Source organism: Intrasporangium sp. (genome assembly GCF_051961875.1).
In the GTDB taxonomy this organism is placed as follows: domain Bacteria; phylum Actinomycetota; class Actinomycetes; order Actinomycetales; family Dermatophilaceae; genus Intrasporangium_A.
Map to the genome: position 1 here is coordinate 1 of NZ_JBQCCV010000278.1, position 20914 is coordinate 20914.

Sequence of the window (20914 nt, forward strand, 5' to 3'; positions counted from 1 at the left end):
AATTTTTGCGGTTCGACAACAACCACCACCACGTATTCGGCGGTGTGGGGGGGGCTATCGCCTTCGTTTATGGCGCGTTCGGCGAGCGGCCGTGCCTGCACGCCAGCGACGACCACGGCTTCGTGATCGACGAGGCGGAGGTCATCTACTGGGGCCGCTGCCCGAGCTGCCTGGAGGACCTGGCAGACGCGTCCGATGCGGACCGCCCGGGCAGAGCGACCACCGCTGCTGACGAAACCGCAGTGGCAGCAAGCGTTTCCGCTGACTGAGGTCAGCGGCATACGAAGAGTTCACACCCACCATCAAAGGAGACGACATGAGCGTGGCAGGTCCCCGTCAGGAGCCCGGCAACACCAGGCCGCAGACCACCGTTGCCGGTGCACCGATCTGGGACGGACAGAACTCCGTCACGGCCGGCCCGCGCGGTCCGATGCTCCTCCAGGACGTCTGGTTCCTCGAGAAGCTCGCACACTTCGACCGCGAGGTCATCCCCGAGCGGCGCATGCACGCCAAGGGCTCGGGCGCCTTCGGCACCTTCACGGTGACCAACGACATCACGCAGTACTCCTGCGCCAAGATCTTCTCCGAGGTCGGCAAGAAGACCGAGATGTTCGCCCGCTTCTCGACCGTCGCCGGCGAGCGCGGCGCGGCCGACGCCGAGCGCGACATCCGTGGCTTCGCGGTGAAGTTCTACACCGAGGAGGGCAACTGGGACCTCGTCGGCAACAACACCCCGGTCTTCTTCTTCCGCGACCCGCTGAAGTTCCCCGACCTCAACCACGCCGTCAAGCGTGACCCGCGCACGAACCTGCGCAACGCCGAGAACAACTGGGACTTCTGGACGAACCTGCCCGAGTCCCTGCACCAGGTCACGATCGTCATGAGCGACCGCGGCATCCCGGCCAGCTACCGCAACATGCACGGCTTCGGCTCGCACACCTACTCGTTCTACAACGCCGACGGCGAGCGCTTCTGGGTCAAGTTCCACCACCGGACCCAGCAGGGCATCAAGAACCTCACCGACGCCGAGGCGACCGAGCTCATCGGCCACGACCGCGAGTCGCACCAGCGCGACCTCTACGAGGCGATCGAGCGCGGCGACTTCCCGAAGTGGAAGCTCTACGTCCAGATCATGCCCGAGGCCGACGCGGAGAAGGTGCCCTACCACCCGTTCGACCTGACGAAGGTCTGGCCGAAGGGCGACTACCCGCTGATCGAGGTCGGCGAGTGGGAGCTCAACCGCAACCCCGACAACTACTTCGCCGACGTCGAGCAGGCCGCCTTCAGCCCCGCGCACGTCGTGCCGGGCATCAGCTTCTCGCCCGACCGGATGCTCCAGGGCCGGCTCTTCTCCTACGGTGACGCCCAGCGCTACCGCCTCGGCGTCAACCACCACCAGATCCCGGTCAACTCGCCCAAGGGCGTGGCCAACTGGAACTCGCCGCACCGCGACGGGCAGATGCGCGTCGACAGCAACGGCGCCTCCACCCCGAGCATCAACCCGAACTCCTACGGGCGCTACGAGGACCAGCCGCAGTACCGCGAGCCGGCCTGGGGCGTCGGCTCGTCGGCCGATCGGTTCAACTTCCGCGAGGACGACGACGACTACTACACCCAGCCGGGCATCCTCTTCCGCGAGAAGATGACGCCGGAGCAGCAGCAGGTGCTCTTCGAGAACACCGCCCGGGCCATCTCCGGCGCCTCGCAGGAGCCCATCGAGCGGCACATCGCCAACTGCACCAAGGCCGACCCGGCCTACGGCGAGGGCGTGCGCAAGGCCATCGAGGCCTTGGCGGCCCAGAGCGACCAGCCGGCCGCCCAGGACGTCCCCAAGGGCGCCGCGAACGACAACGCGCCCGCGGTCGTCTGACCCGCCCCACTCACGCCACTCCGCCGGGCCGGTCACGCAGACGCGTGGCCGGCCCAGCGGCATACCCGGGGGCTTTTGGGGTATGCCGCTCACCGCGGGCGCCTGTCCGCGTGGTGCCCACTGTCGGGCCCGGGCAACCCGGCCTAGGGTGGGGGAAGCAACGGCGCGGAAGGAGCGGGAGATGGCGGACGGCAAGGCGTTCCTGGGATGGCCCGTCCTGCGACAGGTGGGCAGCCGCGACTGGCTTGGCCGGGGACCGGCCGTCACGAGCGAGCGCACCCGCACCCTGACCAACCGCACCAAGACCGCCGACCGCGTCGTCAAGTCCGTGTGCCCCTACTGCGCCGTGGGCTGCGGGCAGAACATCTACGTCAAGGACGAGAAGATCGTCCAGATCGAGGGCGACCCTGACTCGCCGATCTCACGAGGGCGCCTGTGCCCCAAGGGATCCGCCAGCGAGCAGCTGGTCAACGCGCCGACCCGGCAGACGCGGATCCTCTACCGCGCGCCGTACGCGACGGAGTGGTCGAGCCTCGGGCTCGACGAGGCCGTCGACATGATCGCCGACCGCGTCCTCGAGTCGCGGCGACGGACCTGGCAGGACAGCGACGAGCACGGCCGGCCGCTTCGCCGGACGATGGGGATCGCCTCGCTCGGGGGTGCCACCCTCGACAACGAGGAGAACTACCTCATGAAGAAGCTCTACACGGCGCTCGGAGCGATCCAGATCGAGAACCAGGCCCGTATTTGACACTCCTCCACGGTCCCCAGTTTGGGGTCCTCGTTCGGGCGCGGTGGGGCCACGACCTACCAGCAGAGCCTCGCGGATTCTGACTGCATCGTCATCCAGGGCTCCAACATGGCCGAGTGCCACCCGGTGGGCTACCAGTGGGTGATGGAGGCCAAGGCGCGGGGCGCGACGATCATCCACGTGGACCCCCGGTTCACCCGGACGTCGGCGACGGCGACCAAGCACGTGCCGATCCGCGCCGGCAGCGACATCGTCTTCCTCGGCGCGCTCATCAACCACGTCCTGACCAACGACCTGTGGTTCGAGGACTACGTGCGGGCCTACACGAACGCCGCGACCATCGTCAACGACGACTTCCGCGACACCGAGGACCTGGGGGGCGTCTTCTCGGGCTACGACCCCGAGAGCGGCTCCTACGACCTGCGCACCTGGGGCTACGCAACCGCGGACGACCAGAAGGACGGGCCGGGCAAGATCGGCGAGCCGGGCGAGCACGAGTCCGGCGAGCTGAAGGCGGAGCACTCGGCCGGGCAGCGGCACGGCGCGGCGGGTCCCCCGCTCGAGCATGCCCGGGTCCTGCGGGACGACACCCTGCAGCACCCGCGGTGCGTCTTCCAGATCCTCAAGCGGCACTTCGCTCGCTACACGCCCGAGATGGTCCGCGACGTCTGCGGCATCAGCCCGGTCGACTTCGAGTACGTCGCTCGGGCCATCACCGCGAACAGCGGCCGTGACCGCACCACGGCGTTCGTCTACGCCGTGGGCTGGACCCAGCACTCGGTCGGGGTCCAGTACATCCGGACCGCGTCGATCCTCCAGCTGCTCCTCGGCAACATCGGCCGCCCGGGCGGCGGCATCATGGCGCTCCGCGGGCACGCGAGCATCCAGGGCTGCACCGACATCCCGACCCTGTTCGACCTGCTGCCCGGCTACCTGCCGATGCCGGTCGCGGGCAAGCACGAGTCGTTCGAGGAGTGGGTCGGCTCGGTCGCGTCGAAGGAGCAGAAGGGCTTCTGGACGTCGACCGACGCCTACGCGGTCAGCCTCCTCAAGGCGTGGTGGGGCGACGCGGCGACGGCCGACAACGGCTGGTGCTTCGACTACCTGCCGAAGCTGACCGGGTCGCACAACACCTATGCGACGACGATGGACATGCTCGAGGGCAAGGTCGAGGGCTACTTCCTGCTCGGCCAGAACCCCGCGGTCGGCTCGGCGCACGGGCGGATGCAGCGCAGGGCGATGGCCCAGCTCAAGTGGCTCGTCGTGCGTGACCTCAACCTCATCGAGTCGGCGACGTTCTGGCAGGACGGCCCCGAGATCGCGACGGGCGAGCTCGAGACGGACAAGATCGGCACGGAGGTCTTCTTCCTGCCCGCGGCCGCCCACGCCGAGAAGGACGGCACCTTCACCCAGACCCAGCGGATGCTCCAGTTCCACCACACCGCGGTGCAGCCGCCGGGCGATGCCCGCTCCGAGCTGTGGTTCTACCATGAGCTCGGCAAGCGCATCCGCGCCCGGCTGGCCGGCTCCGACGACCCGCGCGACCGGCCGCTCCTCGACCTCACCTGGGACTACCCGGAGGACGAGCACGGCGAGCCGTCGGCGGAGATGGTGCTGCAGGAGATCAACGGCCGCCACCTGACGGGCGACAAGGCCGGCGAGCTCCTCTCGTCCTACACCGAGATGAAGGCCGACGGCTCGACCATGGGCGGCTGCTGGATCTACACCGGTGTCTACGCCGGTGGGATCAACGCGTCCGACCGGCGCCCGCCGCGCAGCGAGCAGGGCAAGGTCGCCCTCGAGTGGGCCTGGGCCTGGCCGATGAACCGGCGCATCCTCTACAACCGTGCCTCGGCCGACCCCGACGGCAAGCCGTGGAGCGAGCGCAAGGCCTACGTCTGGTGGGACGAGCAGCAGGGCAAGTGGACCGGCCTTGACGTGCCTGACTTCCCCGTCTCGACGGCGCCGTCCTACCGCCCCGCCCAGGGAGTGGGTGGCGCCGAGGGCATCGCCGGCGACGACCCGTTCATCATGCAGTCGGACGGCAAGGGCTGGCTCTACACCCCGAAGGGCGTCATCGACGGTCCCCTGCCGACCCACTACGAGCCGCAGGAGTCTCCGGTCAAGAACCCGCTCTATGCGCAGCAGCGCAACCCGTCGCGGCGGGTCTTCCCCCGCAAGGACAACCTCACGGCACCGTCCGCGGGCGACCCTGGCGTCGGCGTCTACCCGTTCGTCTTCACGACCTACCGCCTGACCGAGCACCACACCGCCGGTGGGATGAGCCGCTGGCTGCCCTACCTGTCCGAGCTGCAGCCGGAGTTCTTCTGCGAGGTCTCCCCCGAGCTCGCCGCCGAGCGTGGCCTGACGAACGGCGGCTGGGCGACGATCGTCTCGCCGCGTGCCGCCATCGAGGCGCGGGTCCTCGTGACCGAGCGGATGAAGCCGCTCACGATCCGGGGCCACACCGTCCACCAGATCGGGCTGCCCTACCACTGGGGCCGCGGCGGCATCGCCCCCGTCGTGAGCGGCGACAGCGCCAACGACCTGCTCGGCGTCACCCTCGACCCCAACGTCGCCATCCAGGAGTCGAAGGCCGCGTCGTGCGACATACAGCCGGGGCGGCGTCCCACGGGCCCGGCGCTGCTGCGGCTCGTCGAGGAGTACCGGTCCCGGTCCGGCGTCACGGCGGAGACGGGGAACACGCTCCTGTCGCCCGGCGCGAACGAGCCCGGCCCGAACGAGGAGGTGTCGCGATGAGCACGAGCCTGATGCGCAACCAGCTCTCGGGTCCACACGATCCCGCCCCGGCCGCGGGCTGGGTCGACCCGCCACCGCGCAAGGGGTTCTTCACCGACACGTCGATCTGCATCGGCTGCAAGGCCTGCGAGGTCGCGTGCAAGGAGTGGAACATGCTCCCCATGGACAACCTCGGGATGACCGGGGAGTCCTACGACAACACGGGAGCCCTGGGCGCCAACACGTGGCGCCACGTCGCCTTCGTCGAGCAGGGGCCGGCGCAGATCGCGCGGGCCCGCGAGTCCGGCCGGAAGGTGTCCCTCGGGATGCCGACCGTCCGTCCCGCCTCCGACGACGACACGTATGCCGCTCCCCCCGCTCCCGTCGAGGGCGAGCTCCCCGACTTCCGCTGGCTGATGTCCTCCGACGTGTGCAAGCACTGCACCCACGCCGCCTGCCTCGACGTGTGCCCGACAGGGTCGCTGTTCCGGACCGAGTTCGGCACCGTCGTCGTACAGGACGACATCTGCAACGGCTGCGGCTACTGCGTGCCGGCCTGCCCGTTCGGGGTCATCGAGCGGCGGTCGTCGCCCGACATGACCGGAGCGCGCGTCGTGAAGCAGGAGGGCATCGCCCAGAAGTGCACCCTCTGCTACGACCGGCTCCGGGAGGACGAGGAGCCGGCCTGCGCGAAGGCCTGCCCCACCACCTCGATCCAGTTCGGCGACCTCTCCGAGATGCGCCGCCGCGCCGAGGAGCGGGTCCAGACGCTGCACGGCATGGGCTACACCGAGGCCCGGACCTACGGCACCGACCCCCGCGACGGCGTCGGCGGGACGGGGTCGGTCTTCCTCCTGCTCGACGAGCCGGAGGTCTACGGCCTGCCGCCGGACCCGGTCGTGACGACGCACTACCTGCCTGACATCTTCCGCAAGGCTGGCCTGGCCGGGCTCGCGATGCTCGGCGCCGCCGCGGTGTCGTTCCTCGGGAGGCGCTCGTGAGCACCCACCCGTCACCGAACCCGCCGAGCGAGCCCTCGCCCCCGCCCACCTCCCCGCTGACCGGGCGGCCACCGTCGACGGACCAGCGAGCCCCCGGCACCCCCGACCCTCCCACCTCGTCGAGTGAGCGCTCCGCCCCTGGAGCCCCAGCCACCCCTCCGTCGAGTGAGCGCTCCGCCTCACCCGTCGCATCCGGCGGCCGCCGTCGCCGCGGTGGCGCGGAGCGGATGATGGTGCCGGATGTCGAGTTCGACTCCTACTACGGCCGTCAGGTCGTCAAGCCGGCCCCCTGGAAGGGCGAGATCCCGACCTATCTCTACACCGGCGGGCTCGCGGCCGGCTCCGGCCTCATCGCCGCCGGCGCGCAGCTGGTCGGGCTCCGCAAGCTCCAGCGCAACGCCCGGCTCACGGCGCTCGCCGCCCTCGGGGTCAGCACCGGGGCGCTCATCACCGATCTGGGCAAGCCGAGCCGCTTCCTCAACATGCTGCGCACGGTCAAGCTCACCTCCCCGATGTCCATCGGGTCCTGGATCCTCGCCGGGTTCGGCGGGTTCACCGGGGCCGCGGCGGTGGCCGAGATCGCCGGGCCGCTGCTGCCCAAGGGCAGCTCGCTGGCGAAGGTGGCCGCCTTCACGGAGCTCGGGGCGAACGTCGGGTCAGGTGCGTTCTCCGCCCCGCTCGCGGCATACACGGCCGTGCTGCTGAGCGACACGGCCACGCCGACCTGGCACGCGTCCTACCGCCAGCTGCCTTTCGTCTTCGCCGGCTCGGCCCTCGCCGCGGCAGGCGGGGCCGCCATGATCACGACCTCGACGACGCAGGCGAAGCCCGCGCGCCGGGCCGCGGTGGTTGGCACGGCGCTCGAGCTCGTGGCGAACGAGGTGCTCGAGCGCTCGATCGGCATGGAGGGCGAGCCGCTCCGAACGGGCCGCGCCGGTCGGATGCTCGAGGCCAGCCGATGGCTCATGATGGGGGGCGCCGCGGCGACCCTCGTCGGTGGGCGCTGGCGGCCGGCCGCGGTCCTCGCCGGGGTGGCGATGAACGTCGGGTCGGCCCTGACGCGGTTCGGGGTCTTCGAGGCCGGTATCGCCTCGGCCAAGGACCCGAAGTACACGATCGTCCCCCAGCGGCGACGCCTCGACGAGCAGGGCCCGACCCGCCTCACCTGATCTCACCTCGGCGCAGACCGGCCAGAGCCGGAGCGCTCACTCGAGGTCAGCGGATGGTGATGCGGGGGGCGGTGCCCGGCGGCACGGCCACCGTGTGGCCGATGACGGGGGCGCCCGGGACCTCGCCGACGACGAGCAGGCCGCCACTCGTCTGGGCGTCCGCGAGCAGGACGAGCTCGTCCTCGGTGACCTCGGCGCCGGCCTCGAGGTGCGGCCGCACCCCGTCGAGGTTGCGCCGGCTGCCACCTGGCACATAACCGGCGGCCAGGCTCTCCCACGTCCCCTCGAGGACCGGCACCGATGAGCGGTCGATGACGGCACCGACGCCGGAGGCGCGGCACATCTTCCACAGGTGGCCGAGCAACCCGAAGCCCGTCACGTCGGTGCAGGCCCGCACCCCGGCGGCGAGGGCCGCCTCCGCGGCGGCGGCGTTGAGGGTCACCATCGAGTCGATCGCCTGGGGGAACACCTCTCCGGTGGCCTTGTGCCGGTTGCCGAGGACGCCGACGCCGAGGGACTTCGTGAGGCTGATCGGCAGGCCGGGCTCGGCGGCGTCGTTCCGCATGAGCCGAGCCGGGTCGGCGATCCCGGTGACGGCCATGCCGTAGAGGGGCTCGGGAGCCGCGATGCTGTGCCCGCCCACGACCGGGCAGCCCGCCTGTTCGCCGACGGCCAACCCGCCGCGGAGGACCTCCCGGACATGGTCGGCCGAGACGAGGTCGGCGGGCCAGCCGAGCAGGTTGATCGCCATGATCGGCCGCCCGCCCATGGCGTAGATGTCCGAGAGGGCGTTCGCCGCGGCGATGCGGCCCCAGTCGTACGGCGAGTCGACGACCGGCGTGAAGAAGTCCGCCGTCGACAGGATCGCCCGGTCCCCCTCGATCCGGACGGCGGCAGCGTCATCGCCGGCGTCGAGGCCGACGATCAGGTCGGGGTGTGGGACTCCGATGAGGTCCGCGACGACCTCCTCGAGCTGCCCTGCCGGCACCTTGCACGCACAGCCGCCACCAGCGGCGAACTGCGTCAAGCGGATCGGTGCGTCGTCGATGGCGGCCATGCTGGCACCATACGGCGCTGCGGTCCGCGTCCACACGGGCGCCCGCGCCGGCCGAGAGGGCAACACCTGGGCAGCTGCCACTTCGTGCGCCTGTTTGCCGCTGGACGGGCGAGCCGACGTCACAGCCCTGCCGCTCATGCAGATCGGCGGTGGCAGACGGTCTCCCGCCAGCCACCGCCGATCGTCAGGCGCGCTGCCTCAGCAGCAGCGTCCCTGAGGGTTCTTGTCCTGCCAGTCCATGTGCTCGCGCCAGAACTCGCGCTCGGTCATCGGCTCGGCGTCCGGATGTCTGGCCGCGAGGTGGGCGCAGTAGCGGTCGTAGGCGTCCGCGCCCATCACGGCGCGGAGGTAGCCGACCGCCCGGCGCCCGCCGTCCCGGGCGCCGCGCAGGATCACGGGCAGGGTGGCGGACACGGTCAGTGCCCGCTCCCGGCCGCGACCGGCTCGCGGACCGTGGCCCACTCCGCCTCGAGCTCCTTCTCCGCAGGGGTCGCGACGAGCCCGGCCGGGGCGAAGAGCTTCGACTCGACGCGCGGGTCCTCCGTGTCGACGCCGCGGTGGCCGAGGCCCGCCCGGACCGTGGCGATGATCGCCGCGACGAGGACGATGAGCGTCAGCACGACGAAGACGACGGACAGGGTGCCCTGGACCGCGGTGTTGCGCACGACCGCCTCCATCGCCTCGACGTTCTTGGCCGTCCCGAAGCTCGTCTTGCCCTGGGCGAGCGCGTCCTTGAACGCGTTGTGCTGGGCCCAGTAGCCGACCGCCGGCACCGACGAGAAGATCTTGAAGATCGACGCGGTCACCGTCACGACGGCGGCGAAGCCGAGCGGCAGCACGACCACCCAGAGGTGCTTGAAGTTGCCGCGCCGGGCGATGATCGCCATGACCACGGACAGCGCGATGACGGCGAGCAGCTGGTTCGCGATGCCGAAGAGCGGGAAGAACGTGTTGATGCCACCGAGCGGGTCGGTCACCCCGAGGACGAGGATGTAGCCCCATCCCGCGACCATGACCGCGGTACAGATCCAGGCGCCGACCGTCCACGACGTGTCCTTGAACTTCGGGATGAAGTTGCCGAGCGTGTCCTGCAGCATGAACCGGGCGACCCGGGTGCCGGCGTCGACCGCCGTGAGGATGAACAGCGCCTCGAACATGATCGCGAAGTGGTACCAGAAGCCCATCAGCGCGGTGCCGCCGAACCACTGGTGCAGCACGTGCGCGATACCGACCGCGAGCGTCGGCGCGCCACCGGTGCGGGACACGATCGACTCCTCGCCGACGTTCTGGGCGAGCGTGCTCAGCATGTCGGGCGTGAGGTGCACCCCGGAGAGCCCGAGCTGGTTCACGAAGGCGACGGCGCCCTCGATCGTCCCGCTCGTCGCGGCCGGGGAGGCGTTCATCGCGAAGTAGACGCCGCGGTCGATGACGAGGGCCGCGACGAGGGCCATGATCGCGACGAAGGACTCCATCAGCATGCCGCCGTAGCCGAGGAAGCGGGTCTGCCGCTCCTTCTCGACGAGCTTCGGTGTCGTGCCGGACGAGATCAGGGCGTGGAACCCGGACAGCGCGCCACAGGCGATCGTCACGAAGAGGAACGGGAAGAGCGACCCGGGCACGACCGGCCCGTCCTCACGGCTCGCGAACTCCGAGAATGCGGGCACGTTGATCGTCGGGTGCACGACGATGATGCCGACGGCGAGCAGCACGATGACGCCGATCTTCATGAAGGTCGACAGGTAGTCGCGGGGGGCGAGCAGGAGCCAGACGGGCAGCACGGCCGCGATGAAGCCGTAGATGATGATGAACCAGGCGATCGTCGTGCGGTCGAGGTGGAAGAACGCTGAACCCCAGGCCGACTCGGCGACCCAGCGGCCGGAGATGATCGCGAACATCAGCATGACGAAGCCGATGACCGAGACCTCCATGACCTTGCCCGGTCGGATGAAGCGCAGGTAGACGCCCATGAAGAGCGCGATCGGCAGGGTCAGGCCGACCGAGTAGACACCCCACGGCGACGCGCCCAGGGCGTTGACGACGACGAGCGCGAGGATCGCCGTGATGATGATCATGATGGTGAGCGTCGCGATGAGCGCGGCCGTGCCACCGATGACGCCGAGCTCCTCGCGCGCCATCTGCCCGAGCGAGCGGCCCCCGCGGCGCATCGAGAAGAACATGACGAGGTAGTCCTGCACGGCGCCGGCGAGCACGACGCCGACGATGATCCAGATCGTGCCGGGCAGGTAACCCATCTGCGCGGCGAGCACCGGACCGACGAGCGGTCCGGCGCCGGCGATGGCGGCGAAGTGGTGGCCGAAGAGGACCCGCCGGTCCGTCGGCATGAAGTCCTTGCCGTTGTCGTTGTACTCCGCCGGCGTGGCCCGGGTGTCGTCCGGCTTCACGACCTTGCGCTCGATGTACTTCGCGTAGAACCGGAAGGCGATCAGGTAGGTGCAGACGGCGGCGAAGACGAACCAGACCGCGTTGATGGTCTCGCCCCGGCCGATCGCGATGACCGACCAGGCCACCGCGCCGAGGATCGCCACGGCGCCCCAGCCGATGATCTTCTTGGGCGTCCACTTCCGGTCATGGGCTTCGGCAACCTCGGGGTCGACGGCTGCCGGCGGCAGCTCTCGTTCATCGCTCAGCGCGCTACTCATCGAAGATTCCTGTTCAGGTGGTTGGGTATGCGACCACCGGCCAGGGGACGGTCGGCGAGCCGTCGCGGCACACCATAGTCGGCCCTGGCAGATCCGCATCTTGGGGGACGGGGGTGAAAGACGGGGGTGAGGGACAAGGGGTGAGGGACAGGGGCCGGTGTCGCTGAGGCGGACTCGCTAGGGTGGCCCTCGGAGGCGTCTGGGCTCCTGGTGGTCCCCCCGGTCTTCAAAACCGGTGTGCGGCGGTATCCGTCGCAGGCGAGTTCGATTCTCGTCCGCCTCCGCTGACGTGGAGATCGAGACAGGTCCTTCATGACGTGGCGGTGGGCGGCCCCCAACCCGCCGCCCACCGCCACGGTCAAGGTCACCCAATCGCCCTCGACACCTTCCACATCGCCTCCACGACCCTCTTCACGTCGTCCTCCTCGTGGAACAGGTGGGTCGACACGCGTACGCCCCAGTGGTTGCTGGCCGAGCCGATGACGGGGAAGTCGACGTTGCGGATCACGATCGAGTGCTCCTGACGCACCCGGCTGACGAACTCGTTGGACTTCTCGCGGTCGACGACGTCCCCGGCATCGACGAAGGGGTTGAACCCAGTGAGGGCGCAGACAAGCCTCGGGTCGTCCTTCGGCGAGTAGAGCCGGTCCACGCCCCAGCGCTCCGCGATGAGCTCCTTGAGCAAGGCGGACAGGCCGAGGACGTGGTCCGCGATGCGCTGCCGCCCGATCCGATCCCACATGGTCAGCGCCGCCTCCGTGCCGGCGTGCAGGACGATGCTGCCGTTGCCGAGAGAGGTCAGGTAGCGCCCGATGTCGTATGACGCTGTGCCCGTCCGCGTGCGCGGCGGCAGTCCCCCGTCGGGGTAGCTGCTCGAGATCGTCGGCCAGAACTCCGGCAACGGGTTGCCGTTGTAGCGGGCGTCGACCTTGTTGCGGACGTAGAGCAAGCCGGTGCCCCCGGGGCCGCACTGCCACTTCGCCGCCGAGCCGGCCAGGAAGTCGACGCCGAGCTCCCGCATCGAGTAGTTCATCATCCCGGGGATGTGGGCGCCGTCGACGACGGTGATGAGGCCGTGCTCCTGGGCGAGCTCGGCGAGCAGCCTGATCGGCAGCATCGTCCCCGTCTTGTACGTGGGGGCGGAGAAGACCATCACCTTGGTGCGGGACGTGATCGCCTGACGGAAGAGCTCGACGTAGTCCTCGGCCCGCTGGTCGTTGCCGACCGGCAGCGCGACCCGCCGGATGACCACGCCACGGCGGTCCCGGATCTGTTGCATCGGCGCGTTGCCGCCGGCGTGCTCGTGGTTCGTCGTGAGGATCTCGTCGCCCTCGCCGAGCGAGAGGCCGGCGAGGACCTTCGCCATCCCGTCGCTCGTGTTGTGGGTGAGGGCCATCTCGTCGAGGTCGCAGCCCAGGCCGGATGCGGCGAGGGCTCGCGTGTCATCGAAGGAGCTGTAGCCGGACTCGGCCTTCTCGGCGACGCGGACGTTCGTCTCCGCGAGGGCATCCAGCACCGGCTGGGGCGGCGAGCCCACCGTGCCGACATTCATGAACAGCACCTTCTTGTCGAGCACGAACTGCTTGCGGACCTGCCGCCAGAAGTGGGCGTCACCGGCGGCGGGCAGCGGGGTGGACGGAGACGCCGGCGCTGCGGTTGCGCCGGCGCCGGCGAAGAGGTCGAGGCCGGCGGCCGATGCGGCGATGGTCCCAGCGCCCATGAGGCGCAGGACTCCGCGACGAGAGGTTTCGGGGGTGCTCAGGGCGTTCTTCACTGCTCTCTCCTTTGAGTGTCAGTCGTGGCTGGGGGCGTCAGCGAACGGCGATCGCGGCGATCTCGACCTTCGCGTCCCGCGGCAGGCGGGCGACCTGGACGGTGGCGCGTGCGGGCGGCGCCGTCGGGAAGAACTCCGCGTACGCCGCGTTGAAGGCCGCGAAGTCGTCGAGGTCGGTCAGGTAGACGGTCGTGCTGACGATGTTCGACAACCTCATCCGGTCCGCCGCGAGCACGGCCTCGAGGTTCTGGAGGACCTGGCGGGTCTGCTGTCCGATGTCGGTGCTCGACAGGATCTCCCCCGTCCGCGGATCCATCGGCAGCTGCCCGGAGAGGTAGAGCTGGCTCCCGGCCGAAACCCCTTGGGAGTAGGGCCCGATGGCGGCCGGGGCATCGGGGGACGACACGACTCGGTGGTGCGCGGTCGGTGGGTGTTCCCTCGCGGTGGCGCCCGCGGCGCCGCCCTGGAGACCCCAGGTCAGCGCGGCGCCCCCAGCCAGCGCACTGGCGACGAGGAAGGTGGTGGGGCCGGCACCCCGGGTCCGGCCCTTCGTCCCGTGTGGTGACATCTGTCCTCTGCTCTCGGTCGATGGCGAGCGGCTCTCGGTCGGTGGCGAGCGCACTCAATCACCGGCGCCAGCCGGTCAACAAGGTTCGCTGTCAAGACTTGACCGTCCCGGGACAGCGCGGGATGACTTGTTGACCCACGCATGGGGCGCCCTTGACCTCCCGCAAAGGCGCCGCTGGGTCCGAGGGGTCCCCCGGCCTTCACACCAGAGGGGTCCAGGCGGGCTTCTAGACTCGAAGCGATTCGCACCAGGCGAGCCCTCGATGGGTGCGGCCCGACCGGAAGGAGCGACCGGGAGTGGAAACGGGACAGCGTGACCCGCGACGCGAGATACCGCGCACCGACGCTCTCCTGCGGCACCCGCTGCTCGCCGAGGCGACCCGCCGCCTGGGCCGTGCCATCGTCAAGCGCGCCGTGCTCGTCGCCCAGCAGCGCGCGCGTGACGGCGAGATCGCGCCGTCGGACGTCGCGGTGACCGCGGCGGCGGCCCTCGACGGGCGGCGCACGCCGACCACCCTCCGCCCGGTCCTCAACGCGACGGGCGTCGTCCTCCACACGAACATCGGGCGAGCACCGCTCACGAGGGCGGCCCGCGAGGCCGTCGAGCAGGCGGCAGGCTACGTCGACGTGGAGCTCGACCTCGGGACGGGACGCCGGGCCAAGCGTGGTCGCGGAACGCTCGACGCACTCCTCGAGGCGGTGCCCGCCGCCGAGGCTGCCCTCGTCGTCAACAACGGCGCCGCGGCCCTCGTCCTCGCCACGACGGCCCTCGCCGCCGGCCGCGACATCCTCGTCAGCCGCGGCGAGATGGTCGAGATCGGCGACGGCTTCCGCCTGCCGGACCTCATCGCCTCGACCGGCTCGCGGCTCCGCGAGGTCGGCACGACGAACCGCACCACCGTGCGGGACTACGCGGAGGCGATCGGGCCCGAGACGGCGGCGATCCTCAAGGTGCACCCCAGCAACTTCCGGATCGAGGGCTTCACCAGCACCGTCGGCGTCCGGGAGCTCGCGGAGCTGGCCCGCTCGCACGACCTGCCCCTCGTCGTCGACATCGGCAGCGGGCTCCTGCGCCCCGAGCCACTCCTGCCCGAGGAGCCCGACGCCACAACGGTTCTCGCGGGCGGAGCCACCCTCGTCACGAGCAGCGGCGACAAGCTGCTCGGCGGGCCGCAGGCCGGGCTCCTCCTCGGGGACGCGGGCACCGTCGAGCGCCTGCGCCGCCACCCGCTCGCCCGCGCCCTCCGCGTCGACAAGCTCACCCTCGCTGCCCTCGAGGCGACCCTCCGCAGCGGCCCGACCGTCGTCGAGAGCTACCTGCACGCCGACCCCGACACCGTCCGGGCGCGCTGCGCGCGCGTCGCGGAGGCGGTCGGCGGACGCGTCGTCCCGAGCCAGGGCACCGTGGGTGGGGGCGGCGCTCCCGGCGTGACCCTGAGCGGGTGGGCCGTCGCCCTCCCCGAGGGGTATGCCGCCCACCTCCGTCACGCTGACCCCGCGGTGCTCGCCCGGGTCGAGTCGGGCCTCACCCTGGTCGACCTCCGTTGTGTACCAGTGGAATCCGACGACGATCTGATCACCGCGATCAAGTCCGTCATCGACGCAATCGAGGCTCCGTCCTGATGCACGTCGTCGCGACCGCGGGACACGTCGACCACGGCAAGTCCACCCTCGTGCGCGCCCTGACCGGCATGGAACCGGACCGGTGGGCCGAGGAACGGCGGCGGGGCCTGACGATCGACCTGGGCTACGTCTGGGCGACGCTGCCCGGCGTCGGCGACGTGGCCTTCGTCGACGTGCCGGGCCACCGCCGGTTCATCGGCAACATGCTCGCCGGGCTCGGCCCCGTCCCCGCAGTGCTGTTCGTCGTGGCCGCGGACGAGGGGTGGCGGGCGCAGTCCGAGGAGCACCTCGCGGCCGTGGACTCCCTCGGCATCACCCACGGGCTGCTCGCGGTGACCCGGAGTGACCTCGCAGACCCCGTGCCGGCGCTCGCGCAGGCTCGGGAACGGATCGCGAAGTCGTCGCTCGGCCAGGTCCCTGCCGTCGCGGTCTCCGCGATGACCGGCCAGGGGATCGAGCAGCTGCGGGCCGGGCTGGCGCGGCTCTGCGAGGCGCTGCCGGCGCCCCGGCACGAAGGGCGACTGCGGCTCTGGGTCGACCGGTCCTTCACCGTCCGAGGCAGCGGCACCGTCGTCACCGGGACGCTCGCGGCCGGCCGGGTCTCCGTCGACGACCGGCTGGAGCTGCGCGACCACGACGGTCGCCGCCGCGAGCTGTCGGTCCGCGGGGTCCAGAGCCTCGGCCGGACCCACGACTCCGTCGATGCCGTTGCTCGAGTTGCCTTGAGCCTCAGAGGAATCGGCACGGACGAGATTGGCCGGGGGGATGCGCTCCTCACCCCGGATGCCTGGCGGACGACCGGGCAGGTCGACGTGCGACTGGCGGTTCCGGCGGCGGACCTCCCCCACCAGCTGACCCTCCACCTCGGCACCGCCGGTGTGCGCGTCCGCGTGCGTCCGCTCGACGGTGACATCGCACGGCTGACCCTCGAGCGGGCCCTCCCCCTCGAGTCGGGCGATCGCGCCATCCTCCGCGACCCGGGTAGGGAGGGGGTGCTCGTCGGAGCCACGGTGCTCGACGCCGCGCCGCCCGTCTTGAGCCGGAGGGGCGCAGCCGCTGCCCGGGCCACCCAGCTCGGGCAGGCTTCGCCGGACCGGCTCGCGGACGAGGTCCGCCGGCGCGGACAGGTCCGCCGCGACGAGCTCCGGCTCCTTGGGCTCGACCCGGACGCCGCGGGGGCCACACAGGCGGGCTCCGACGTCACCCAGGTCGGCGACTGGTTCGTGACGTATGAGGCGTGGCGGGACTGGGCGGACGCGCTCGAGGCGGGGACAGCGGCCTACGCGAAGAGCCACCCGCTCGACCCGCACCCGAGCGAGGCGCACGCTCTCGAGGCCGCGGGCATCCCTGACCGGGTGGTGCTGGGCGCCGTGTCGCACGCTCTCGGCTACGACGTGCGGGACGGGCGGGTGCGCCGACCGGACGTGGCGCCGGACCTGGGTGCGGCAAGGCCCGGTGTCGACCGCGTCATCGCGCGTCTCGCGGACAACCCGTTCGACGCGCCGGAGCAACATGAGCTGCAGGATGCAGCGCTCGGCGCCCGAGAGCTGGCCGCGGCCGAGGCGCTCGGCCTGCTTCTCCGGCTCGGCGACGGCATCGTCGTCCTGCCCACCTCACCGGTGCGGGCGATGCGCATCCTGGCCGGGCTGCCCCAGCCGTTCACGACGAGCGACGCGCGGCAGGCGCTCGGGACGACCCGCCGGGTCGCGATCCCGCTCCTCGAGCACCTCGACCGCCGCGGCTGGACCCGCCGCCTCGACGGCGCTCACCGAGAGGTGGTCAGGGGTCGGGCCTAGCCGCCTCGACGACGCTCACCCAGAGGTCGTCAGGGGTAAGGCCTAGCCGAAGCCTCGCCGCCGGCGCGCTCATCCACGGCCGCCACCTCACGGAGGGTGACGCAGCAGCGGTTCTCGCCCGGATCCAGCGAGGCGCGCAGCCGGCCGGGGGCGACGGAGTCCGCGACCCCGCTGATGAGCGCATGGTTCATCGCGCAGACCATCTCGGTGTGGCTGCGCACGAGCGCATGGAACGGGCAGTTGGCCATGATGACCCGGCCGGACTCCCACCGCGGCTCATACCCCTGCCCGGCGAGCACGGAGGCCACCGTGGCCAGGGCCGCATCCCCTCCGTCAGCGCTCACAAGCGGGTGTACGTCCACGCTGGCGCGCGCCGCCTCGCCCATGGCATGCCCGCGCGCGGCCGCTGTCGACCGGAGCGCCTCCGAGACCGGCACCGTGGATCGCATCGACTCGTCGATCGCGTCGGCCATCATCAGCCCCGCGAGCTCGTACTGCCGCTGCGGCAGGGAGACGGCGATCTCCCGGTCCCCGCGCCGATACACCTTCGCCGGCCGACCCGCACCCGGCCCCGAGCGCCCGGTCAGCCGGACGTAGTCCGAGACGAGCAGCCCGTCGGCCTCGAGCCGGTCGAGGTGGAACTTGGCCTGGTGGCGGGGGATGCCGAGGGCCGCGGCGGCCGCGTCCCGGCCGACCGGCTCGGGCTGCGCACACACGTAGCGGTAGAGGTCGCGTCGAACCGGATCGGCGAGGGCACCGATGCCGGCGATGTCCGCATCGGACGACGGCCCGGCGCCACCATCGGCACTTCTATCGGATGAATTCATTGACGCTACACCTCTTCCAGTTCTAAATTCGATCTTATCGTCCGTTAGAAGGAGAAGTCATGGCCACCACCCACAGTCACACCGTCATCGACACCGTCCGGCAGACCGATCCCCCGCGGCTCGCCTACACGCTGCTCCACACCATCTTCACGCTCGCGCCGATCCTGTTCGGCCTCGACAAGTTCTTCAACCTGCTCACGTACTGGCCGAAGTACCTGGCGGGCTGGATCGACGCCATCGTCCCCGGCAGCGCGCAGACCGACATGTACATCGTCGGTGTCATCGAAATCGTCGCCGGGCTGATCGTCTGGTTCCGCCCCCGGATCGGCGCCTGGATCGTCTGCCTCTGGCTGCTCGGGATCATCGTCAACCTGCTCACCCTCTCGGGCTATTACGACGTGGCCCTGCGCGACTTCGGGCTCCTCGTCAGCGCGCTCGCCCTCGCAAACCTGGCCCGGACCTATGACCGCCCAGCCCACCGCCACACCGTCCCGCCGACCCATGAGTGAGGCGACCGCCCCCGCAGCGATGGCCGGGACGGCCCTGCACAGCATCCGGACCGCGCACCCCGAGCACCAGCTCGAGGTCGCGGCCCGGGCCGCTCGCGAGTTCCTCGTGGCCCTCGGCGTCGACTGCGACACCCCGAGCACCGAGCGCAGCCCACTCCGTATGGCGCGGGCCTACGCGGAGATGCTCAGCTCGCGACCGTTCGAGCTGACGACCTTCCCCAATGACGAGGGCTACGACGAGATGGTGGTCGTCCGCGGTATACCGGTCGCCTCGCTCTGCGAGCACCACCTGCTCCCCTTCACCGGCGTCGCCCACATCGCCTACCTGCCAGGCGCCCGGATCCTCGGGCTGTCGAAGTTCGCGAGGGTCGTCGAGAGCTTCTCGCGCCGACCGCAGGTGCAGGAGCGCCTGACGAAGCAGGTGGCCGACTGGCTCGACGAGCACCTGCAGCCCCGCGGGGTCGGCGTGGTCATCGAGGCGGAACACTCGTGCATGAGCCTCCGCGGTGCCAGGGCGGGCGGTGCCGTGACCCGCACCTCGGCCCTCGCCGGCCTCATCCGGGAGAGCCCCGCGACGCGGTCGGAGTTCCTCGACGGACTCCGCACCTGAGCCTTGCGCGCCCCTCCGAGGACGTCATGGCCCTTGAGGTGGACGTGACTGGCGTGACCCAAGTTCTGGCTGGTGCGCAGCACTAGTAGACGACCCGGCTGCGGCGTAGCCTGAGGACGTGGGGGGCCAAGTACCCAGTGGGGCGTGGATCGAACAGACCGCGCCACCATTGGCCATGGTGCCACCGCCGGAACGCGGCGGCACCACCCGTGTCTGTGACGACTCCGTCACCCGATGCTGCCGGCTCGGGCGAGCGGCGGTCCGGGGCGTCGTGGCTGGCTCCAGCCCGGCACACCGCAGACATCTCTCCGGGTCCGTCGCGCGGCCGATCCACCTGACCGCGTCCGCGACGGCACCCGTCATCGCAGCCTGTGAGGCTCATGACCACACTCGCGCTCATCAACGGCCGCACACCCCGTGGCCGTTCGTCGCCGGGCCAGCCGGGATGGCCAGCGTGCCGGACAACGGCACAGCCGAACAGGAGGTTTGCAGTTAGGCCAAGGAGGCCCGGTTATGACAAACAATCACGGGATAGGCCGTGGCCGGACGTGCGGCGCGATCGCCGCGATGTCGGTTGCGGCCCTTGGGCTGGCGGCATGCAGTTCCACGCCGTCAACCTCGGCGTCAGGGGCGAGCAAGCCGGCGACCACGAGCGGCTCGACGATGACGAGCGGCGCGGGGAGCACCCAGGCCTCCGGGGCCGTGCCGTCGGGCCTCGGCGTGAAGTCGTTCGATGTCGGCTTCACGACGATGTCCCAGCTCAAGGGGCTGACGGCCGCCGGCAAGGGCCTGGTCGGGGTCATCCTCCCCGACACCACGTCCTCCACCCGTTACGTCGACTTCGACGCGCCCTACTTCAAGAAGGCGCTGGAGGCCGCCGGCTACAGCTCGTCGGACTACAAGATCGACAACGCCCAGGGCGTGGACGCCACCGAAGTGGCCCTCGCGCAGGCCGACATCTCCAAGGGCGCTTCGGTGCTCATCTTCGACCCCCTCAACAGCACCGTGGGCTCCCAGGTGGAGGCGTATGCGAGCTCGCACGGCGTGCAGCTGATCAGCTACGACAGGGCCACGTTCGCCGGCTCGAACACGTACTACGTCAGCTTCGACAACTCACAGGTCGGCAAGCTGATCGGCCAGGGGTTCGTCGACTGCGCCTCGGCCTGGGGAGTCAAGAGCCCCAAGGTGTTCGAGCTTGACGGCGGCGAGGACGTCGACCCGAACGCGGTCTCGTTCGCCCAGGGCTACAACTCCGTGATCTGGAACAAGGAGACGACGCCGCTCTCGGCTGGCACCACGAACAGCAAGGGCTTCACGTTGGTCGGCGACAAGATCACGCCGAACTGGGTCAACGCCACGGGCGCGACGATCTTCACGCAGCAGTTCACCGCGCACCCGGACATCAACGCAACGGTGGAGGCCAACGACGGTCTCGGCAACGCCGTCGTGACCGTCCTGAAGAGCAAGGGCGTCGGGCCGAAGAAGATCCCGACGACCGGCCAGGACGCGACGATCCAGGGGATGGAGAACATCCTGCAGGGCTACCAGTGCGGCTCGGTCTACAAGCCGATCTACCTCGAGACCCAGGATGCCGTCGCGCTGGCCACCATCCTCCGGGCAAAGCAGACGCCCCCCAGCGGCTTGGTGAACGCTCAGACGTCGCCCCCCAAGGGCGTCTCCGGCTCTGCCCAGCCCGCATCGCTGCTGGCCCCGATCTGGGTGACCGGCTCGAACATGAACGACACAGTGATCAAGGACAAGTTCATCGATCCCGCCGCGCTGTGCAAGGCCGTCGGTGCGAGCGTGTGCAGCGCTGCACACATCACCCCGTAACCGAAGGCGTGAGACCTCGGCGTCGGGGGGCGGCCGGACCCCGCACGGCCCGTCGGCCAGGAACTGATTAGAGTTTAAGACATTTAGGAAGACTAGAAAGTGCCGCTGCTGAGCGCACGGGGAATCTC

At 70.6% G+C, this 20914-nt stretch carries 15 protein-coding genes, 1 tRNA gene and 1 pseudogene; 11 read left to right on the forward strand and 6 right to left on the reverse strand.

Annotation, left to right across the window (positions count from 1 at the left end; translation table 11 throughout):
• The 5 genes and pseudogenes from ACTHJJ_RS17250 to nrfD form a co-directional block, all read left to right on the forward strand.
• Positions 1 to 269, forward strand: a pseudogene (locus ACTHJJ_RS17250) (hypothetical protein); the annotation flags it as partial.
• 47 nt (positions 270 to 316) lie between these two features.
• Complete coding sequence (locus ACTHJJ_RS17255) at positions 317 to 1870, forward strand: catalase (protein WP_440304178.1); 1554 nt, start codon at positions 317 to 319, stop codon at positions 1868 to 1870.
• Between the two features lie 181 nt (positions 1871 to 2051).
• Positions 2052 to 5381, forward strand: coding sequence for a formate dehydrogenase (gene fdh / locus ACTHJJ_RS17260; protein WP_440304179.1), 3330 nt, complete (start codon positions 2052 to 2054; stop codon positions 5379 to 5381).
• Complete coding sequence (locus ACTHJJ_RS17265) at positions 5378 to 6361, forward strand: 4Fe-4S dicluster domain-containing protein (protein WP_440304180.1); 984 nt, start codon at positions 5378 to 5380, stop codon at positions 6359 to 6361. Before fdh ends, ACTHJJ_RS17265 begins: the two co-directional genes overlap by 4 nt.
• Before the next feature lie 230 nt (positions 6362 to 6591).
• On the forward strand, positions 6592 to 7530 hold the full coding sequence (gene nrfD, locus ACTHJJ_RS17270) for an NrfD/PsrC family molybdoenzyme membrane anchor subunit (protein WP_440304181.1): 939 nt from the start codon (positions 6592 to 6594) through the stop codon (positions 7528 to 7530).
• Between the two features lie 46 nt (positions 7531 to 7576).
• Here nrfD and selD read toward each other — a convergent pair whose 3' ends face one another.
• The 3 genes from selD to ACTHJJ_RS17285 all read right to left on the reverse strand — a co-directional run bounded on the left by selD (position 7577) and on the right by ACTHJJ_RS17285 (position 11247).
• Positions 7577 to 8587, reverse strand: a complete 1011-nt coding sequence (selD, locus tag ACTHJJ_RS17275) for a selenide, water dikinase SelD (RefSeq protein ID WP_440304182.1) — start codon at positions 8585 to 8587, stop codon at positions 7577 to 7579.
• A gap of 198 nt (positions 8588 to 8785) precedes the next feature.
• On the reverse strand, positions 8786 to 9001 hold the full coding sequence (locus ACTHJJ_RS17280) for a YbdD/YjiX family protein (RefSeq protein ID WP_440304183.1): 216 nt from the start codon (positions 8999 to 9001) through the stop codon (positions 8786 to 8788).
• A gap of 2 nt (positions 9002 to 9003) precedes the next feature.
• Positions 9004 to 11247, reverse strand: coding sequence for a carbon starvation CstA family protein (locus ACTHJJ_RS17285; RefSeq protein ID WP_440304184.1), 2244 nt, complete (start codon positions 11245 to 11247; stop codon positions 9004 to 9006).
• 191 nt (positions 11248 to 11438) lie between these two features.
• Between ACTHJJ_RS17285 and ACTHJJ_RS17290 the strand changes: the two genes are divergently transcribed.
• Positions 11439 to 11532, forward strand: a tRNA-Sec gene (locus ACTHJJ_RS17290).
• A 79-nt stretch (positions 11533 to 11611) separates the two neighbouring features.
• On the opposite strand, the gene ACTHJJ_RS17295 is transcribed toward ACTHJJ_RS17290, so the two are convergent.
• Together ACTHJJ_RS17295 and ACTHJJ_RS17300 are read right to left on the reverse strand one after the other, a co-directional pair.
• The gene (locus ACTHJJ_RS17295; protein ID WP_440304185.1) at positions 11612 to 13021 is read right to left on the reverse strand and encodes an aminotransferase class V-fold PLP-dependent enzyme; all 1410 of its coding nucleotides are present in this window, start codon (positions 13019 to 13021) and stop codon (positions 11612 to 11614) included.
• A 37-nt stretch (positions 13022 to 13058) separates the two neighbouring features.
• The gene (locus ACTHJJ_RS17300; RefSeq protein WP_440304186.1) at positions 13059 to 13589 is read right to left on the reverse strand and encodes a RidA family protein; all 531 of its coding nucleotides are present in this window, start codon (positions 13587 to 13589) and stop codon (positions 13059 to 13061) included.
• A 296-nt stretch (positions 13590 to 13885) separates the two neighbouring features.
• Here ACTHJJ_RS17300 and selA point away from each other — a divergent pair, with 296 nt between their 5' ends.
• Together selA and selB are read left to right on the forward strand one after the other, a co-directional pair.
• Positions 13886 to 15211: an L-seryl-tRNA(Sec) selenium transferase gene (gene selA, locus ACTHJJ_RS17305; RefSeq protein ID WP_440304187.1), complete on the forward strand. Its 1326-nt coding sequence runs from the start codon at positions 13886 to 13888 to the stop codon at positions 15209 to 15211.
• Entirely contained in the window at positions 15211 to 17007 is a 1797-nt protein-coding gene (gene selB, locus ACTHJJ_RS17310) for a selenocysteine-specific translation elongation factor (protein WP_440304188.1), read from the forward strand. The genes selA and selB overlap by 1 nt, the downstream gene beginning before the upstream one ends.
• A gap of 29 nt (positions 17008 to 17036) precedes the next feature.
• On the opposite strand, the gene ACTHJJ_RS17315 is transcribed toward selB, so the two are convergent.
• Positions 17037 to 17834, reverse strand: coding sequence for a helix-turn-helix transcriptional regulator (locus tag ACTHJJ_RS17315; protein WP_440304189.1), 798 nt, complete (start codon positions 17832 to 17834; stop codon positions 17037 to 17039).
• A gap of 59 nt (positions 17835 to 17893) precedes the next feature.
• Here ACTHJJ_RS17315 and ACTHJJ_RS17320 point away from each other — a divergent pair, with 59 nt between their 5' ends.
• From ACTHJJ_RS17320 to ACTHJJ_RS17330, 3 genes are all read left to right on the forward strand, one after another.
• A complete protein-coding gene (locus ACTHJJ_RS17320) occupies positions 17894 to 18343 on the forward strand; it encodes a hypothetical protein (protein ID WP_440304190.1) in 450 nt (149 codons plus the stop codon).
• Entirely contained in the window at positions 18336 to 18953 is a 618-nt protein-coding gene (folE, locus tag ACTHJJ_RS17325; RefSeq protein ID WP_440304191.1) for a GTP cyclohydrolase I, read from the forward strand. The genes ACTHJJ_RS17320 and folE overlap by 8 nt, the downstream gene beginning before the upstream one ends.
• Positions 18954 to 19466: 513 nt before the next feature.
• Positions 19467 to 20786: a substrate-binding domain-containing protein gene (locus ACTHJJ_RS17330; RefSeq protein WP_440304192.1), complete on the forward strand. Its 1320-nt coding sequence runs from the start codon at positions 19467 to 19469 to the stop codon at positions 20784 to 20786.
• Positions 20787 to 20914 lie beyond the last annotated feature (128 nt).